This window comes from Oceanicola sp. S124, assembly GCF_000220565.1.
Lineage (GTDB): Bacteria > Pseudomonadota > Alphaproteobacteria > Rhodobacterales > Rhodobacteraceae > Pseudooceanicola.
In genome coordinates this window covers 1-5,303 of the sequence record NZ_AFPM01000108.1, presented here as the reverse complement: position 1 = coordinate 5,303, position 5,303 = coordinate 1, and the positions used below count along the sequence as shown (strand labels likewise).

The following is a 5,303-nucleotide window of genomic DNA, read 5'->3' as shown; positions in this document are numbered from 1 at the left end:
AGGCTGCCCCGATGACCCATGCTGAGGAAGAGATGGACCGCGAGGCCTTCATCGCTCCGGCGCCGCGTCGTCCCGGCCAGCCCACGCCCGAGACCATGGCGCGCCTGCAGGCCGCCGTGTCGAAGCAGCCGCGGTCCGAGACCGGCCGGGTGCAGGCACCGCTGCGCCAGCAGCAACCGCAGCCGACGATGCAGCAGGAAGTGCCCGCCGAGAAGCGCTCGCGGATCAATTCGCTGATCAACCGCATGACCGGCCAGCCCGAGGGTGGCGCCGCGCAGCCGGCCCAGCACCGGGTGGCACCGGCGGCACCGCAGCAGCAACGTGTCGAGCCGCAGGCCGCGCCGCGCCGCGCGCCCCAGCACGAGGCCGACGCCGACCAGGAGCGGATCGAGATCCCGGCCTTCCTGCGTCGTCAGGCGAACTGAACTGCGGAATTACCCCGCGCGCCGGCAATCACATTTGCCGGTGACGCAGGGTTCCGATCTTTTGGTTAAGGCTGCCTTCGGGCGGCCTTTTCCTTTTCTATCAATCTCTTGGGTTGCCACCGATTTGGGCAAAGCGGGTTTTTGCCCCATATTTCGTGCCATGTTTCAATCCGTTGCAAAGAGTGAGTTGAGGCTCGCGACCCCAGCCCGTACCTAATGAGGCGTTAACGGTCGGGACAGACCGTCGGGACACCTGGGGTAAGAACGTGCAACAGACGATCAAGGCACCGGTCAGCTTTACAGGCCAAGGTTTGCATTCGGGCAAGCCCGCCACTTTGACCATCCGTCCGGCCAAGGCCGGCTACGGGATCTGGTTCCGCCGCACCGACCTCTCCGAGGCCGAGGGGCTTCTGCCTGCGCGCTGGAATGCGGTCGAACGCACCGCCCTCTGTACCCGTCTCGTGAACACCTCCGGCGCTTCCGTCTCGACCATCGAACATGTCATGGCGGCCCTTGCGGGCTGTGGCATCGGCAATGCCCTGGTCGAGATCGACGGGCCGGAAGTGCCGATCCTCGATGGCTCGGCCGCCCCCTTCGTGCGGGGCATCCTGGCCCGTGGCCTTACCGCCCAGGCGGCGCCCAGCCGGGCGATCCGCGTGTTGCGCCCGGTCGAGGTCCGCAACGGCGAGGCCGTGGCCCGCCTGCTGCCCGCCGAACAGATGGAGATCGCCTTCCACATCGACTTCCCGGATGCCGCCATTGGCCGCCAGAACCGCGAACTGGTGATCAAGAACGGGGCCTTCGTGCGCGAACTCTCCGACAGCCGCACCTTCTGCCGCCAGGCCGATGTCGAGATGATGCAGGCCAATGGGCTGGCGCTTGGCGGGACGCTGGACAACGCGGTGGTGGTCGACGGCGCCAGGGTGCTGTCGCCCTCGGGCCTGCGCCACGCGGATGAGCCGGTGCGCCACAAGATGCTGGACGCCCTGGGCGACCTGGCGTTGGCCGGTGCGCCGCTGCTGGCCCGCTACGAGGGGATCCGCGCCGGCCATTCGCTGACCAACACGCTGCTGCGCGAGCTCTTCTCTGATCGCCGCAACTACCGCATCCAGTCCTGCGACGAGGCCACCGCCGCGCGCCTTCCCGGGGTCGGTGTGACCCCCGCCGAAGTGCCCGCCGAGGTTTCGGCGGTCGCCTGAGGCGCAGGATGCGCGCCCTTGTGCCATTGAACCGGACGCCGTCCCCCTCGGGGCGGCGTTTTGCATGTGCCCCCAAGCCGGGACGCTTTGCCGCCGCACGGCGCGTAAAGGCGTTTTGCACCGGAATTTTCTGTGCTAGGACCGTGGTGCGGCGGCGCCCTGCGCGGCCCATGACTAGGACGCTGAAGGGGTGAAGCAGGCATGACGGGCGGAGCTTTCCGAATGAAGCTGGCAGGAGGCGTCCTGCTGGCGCTTACTCTTGCTGCATGTGGTGGTGGTCCCGGCGTCGACGATCGGCGCATCCCGATGGAATCCTACACCGCCGAGCAGATCTTCGGCCGTGGCGAATACGAGATGGAAGAGCGCAACTTCGAGGATGCTGCGACGTATTTCTCCGAGATCGAACGCCTCTATCCCTACTCCGAATGGGCGCAGCGGGCGCTGATCATGCAGGCCTTTGCCCAGCATTCCGCCCGCAACTACGAGGAAAGCCGCGCGGCCTCGCAGCGCTACCTCGACTTCTATCCGACCACGGAAGATGCCGCCTATGCGCAGTACCTGCTGGCGCTGTCCTACTACGACCAGATCGACGAGATCGGCCGTGACCAGGGTCTCACCTTCCAGGCCCTGCAGGCCCTGCGCCAGGTGATCGAGCGCTACCCGTCGTCCGAATACGCCAAGTCGGCTATCCTGAAATTCGACCTCGCCTTCGACCATCTCGCGGCGAAGGAGATGGAGGTCGGCCGCTACTACCTGAAGCGCGACCACTTCGGCGCGGCGATCAACCGCTTCCGCACCGTGGTCGAGGAATTCCAGACCACCTCGCATACGCCCGAGGCCCTGCACCGCCTGGTCGAGGCCTACCTTTCGCTTGGGCTCACCGACGAGGCGCAGACGGCCGGGGCGATCCTGGGTCACAACTTCCGTTCGACTCAGTGGTACGAGGACAGCTACCAGCTGCTGACCCGTCAGGGGCTGGAACCGCGTGTGCGCGGCGACGGCTGGCTGGCCAGCATCTACCGGCAGACGATCAAGGGCGACTGGCTTTGATCCCGACCCCGCATTCCGCCTTCCCCGGCGCTCCGCGCGCAGGGGGAGAGTCGCCGCGCTGAGGGCCGGACATGCTGCGCGGTCTCGACATTCGCGACATGCTGATCATCGACCGGCTGGAACTCGACTTCCAGCCGGGCCTCAACGTGCTGACCGGCGAAACCGGGGCGGGCAAGTCCATCCTGCTCGATTCGCTGGGTTTCGTCCTGGGCTGGCGCGGCCGTGCCGACCTGGTGCGCGAAGGGGCCGAGCAGGGCGAGGTGACGGCGGTCTTCGACCTGCCTGCGGGCCATGCCGCGCATCGCGTGCTGGAAGAGGCGGGGCTGCCCGGTGGCGAAGAGCTGCTGCTGCGCCGCATCAACGCCCGCGATGGCCGCAAGACGGCCTGGATCAACGACCGACGTGCCTCGGGGCAGGTGCTGCGGGCCCTGTCCGAGACGCTGGTCGAACTGCATGGCCAGCATGACGACCGGGGCCTGCTGAACCCGCGCGGCCACCGCGCCATTCTCGACGATTTCGCCGGTGTCGGCACGCTGAAGGCGCAGCTGCGCGAGGCCTGGCGGGCCCGCTCGGCTGCCGAGAAGAAGCTGGACGCTGCCCGTGCCGCCCTGGCCGCCGCCGCCAAGGAAGAGGAATTCCTGCGCCACTCGGTCGAGGAGCTGGACAAGCTCGATCCCCAGCCCGGCGAAGAGAGCGATCTGGACAGCCGCCGCCGCCTCATGCAGGGCGCCGAGCGCCTGCGCGAGGACGTCAGCCGCGCGCATCAGGCGCTTGGCAACGAGGGTGCCGAAGGCCCGATGAGCGATGCCATGCGCTGGCTGGAGAAGGCCGCTGAAGGGCTGGAAGGGCGCCTGGATGCGCCCATTGCTGCCCTGTCGCGTGCCCTGGCCGAGCTGGACGAGGCCGCCGACGGGGTTGTCCGCTGCCTCGAGGCGCTCGATTTCGACCCGCTGGAGCTGGAAGCCACCGAAGAGCGTCTCTTTGCCATCCGGGCCCTGGCGCGCAAGCATGACGTGACCCCGGAAGAGCTGCCCGGCCTCGCGCAGGACCTGCGCGGTCGCCTGGATGCCATCGACGGTGGTGCCGGAGAGATCGCGCGGCTGGAAGCGGCCCTGCGCGAGGCCGATGCGACCTATGCGGGCCTGGCCGACAGGCTCTCCGAGGCGCGGCGGGCTGCCGCCGCCACGCTGGACACGGCGGTGGAGACCGAGCTGGCGCCGCTGAAGATGGAGCGGGCCCGCTTCGTGACCGAGATCACCGCCGCCGAGCCAGGGCCCGAGGGCCGCGACGAGGTCTCCTTCACCGTGGCGACCAACCCCGGCGCGCCGTCCGGTCCGCTGGCAAAGATCGCCTCGGGCGGCGAGCTGTCGCGCTTCCTGCTGGCGCTGAAGGTCTGCCTGTCCGGCGACGACAGCGACGTCACGATGATCTTCGACGAGATCGACCGGGGCGTGGGTGGGGCCACTGCCGATGCGGTCGGGCGTCGTCTGGCCAAGCTGGCCGAGGGCGGCCAGGTGCTGGTCGTCACCCATTCGCCCCAGGTCGCGGCCCGGGCCGCCCATCACTGGCAGGTGGCCAAGCGGGTCGAGGGCGAGGCCACGCTGTCGACCGTGCTGGCACTCTCGCCAGAGGCGCGGGTGGATGAGCTGGCGCGGATGATCTCGGGGGACGCGGTGACCGACGAGGCCCGCGCGGCGGCGCGCAGGCTGATCGACGCCGGCTGATCCGCAGGACCGAATGGTGCACGTCGGGCCGACGGTCGCCGTCTTTCGGTCTGGCGGCGCCGACAGGCCGTGCACCCTTCGTGACATGGTCGCGGACGGACCCCGTGGACCTGCCGGTATGGGCCGGTTGGGGGGCAGCCCCCCGGGGCCGGGCAGGGCAATCGGGCGGTCCCGCGCGCCCCGGAGCCAAGCGCCGGGGTCGCGGGAGGCACACAAAGGATCACCTCTTACCACCTTTAGCCTGTCACGTCGGGGACGGGGGATCATACCCCAGTTGGGGGACGGCGGCGGACTTCAGGAAAATGTGATCAGTCAAGGATGTGCTGCCGGGCGATCTCCAGCAGCTGATCCCCGATCTGGACATGCAGCAACTCGCCCGCGCCGCGAATGTCGTGCTGTGCGATCCAGGGGAAGGCGGCTCGCCCTGCGGCGCGCAGCCCGGCCGGATGGCGCAGGCTGTCAACGCCATGCAGAAGGATCACCGGCAGCGCGTCGCGCAGCCCCAGCAGCAGGCCGGTCCAGTCGTTGCGGGCCTGCGCGGTCAGTTCGGCCGCCAGAACGGGCAGGAAGTGCCCGCTGCCGTCCAGCGCGATCTCGGCGCTGCCGAGCAGGGCGGCCCTGGCCTCGGGCCGGGCAAGGCTGGCGCTGTCGGCACCGGTGGCCATGACCGGCACCGGCCCGGCCTGCATCCAGTCGATCAGCGCCGCCATGTCCGAGGCTGCCAGCACGGCAGGATCCCCGGCGCCGGCGACGGGATCCGAGCCGCCGAAACCCGCCCGGATCGGCACCAGCAGGCAAAGCCCCTCGGCAGCGGCACGGGCCTCGAGGGCGGCGGGCCAGCGGCAGTGGCCGTAGATGCCATGGGTCCACAGGATCACCCGACCGGAGGGGTCGCCCAGGGTCAG

Annotated in this window: 4 protein-coding genes and 1 pseudogene; 4 read left to right on the top strand and 1 reads right to left on the bottom strand. The window is 69.4% G+C overall.

Translation table 11 applies throughout. From position 1 onward, the window contains the following. The 4 genes and pseudogenes from OS124_RS0107810 to recN all read left to right on the top strand — a co-directional run. A pseudogene (locus tag OS124_RS0107810) lies at window positions 1-425 on the top strand (cell division protein FtsZ); the annotation flags it as partial. 266 nt (window positions 426-691) lie between these two features. Continuing rightward, complete coding sequence (gene lpxC / locus OS124_RS0107805; RefSeq protein ID WP_029375272.1) at window positions 692-1,624, top strand: UDP-3-O-acyl-N-acetylglucosamine deacetylase; 933 nt, start codon at window positions 692-694, stop codon at window positions 1,622-1,624. 201 nt (window positions 1,625-1,825) lie between these two features. Continuing rightward, on the top strand, window positions 1,826-2,674 hold the full coding sequence (locus OS124_RS0107800; RefSeq protein WP_029375271.1) for an outer membrane protein assembly factor BamD: 849 nt from the start codon (window positions 1,826-1,828) through the stop codon (window positions 2,672-2,674). A 71-nt stretch (window positions 2,675-2,745) separates the two neighbouring features. After that, a complete protein-coding gene (gene recN / locus OS124_RS0107795; protein ID WP_010138923.1) occupies window positions 2,746-4,398 on the top strand; it encodes a DNA repair protein RecN in 1,653 nt (550 codons plus the stop codon). A gap of 308 nt (window positions 4,399-4,706) precedes the next feature. On the opposite strand, the gene OS124_RS27350 is transcribed toward recN, so the two are convergent. Beyond that, a partial coding sequence (locus OS124_RS27350) for a hypothetical protein (RefSeq protein ID WP_040606873.1) occupies window positions 4,707-5,303 on the bottom strand: 597 nt, incomplete at its 5' end.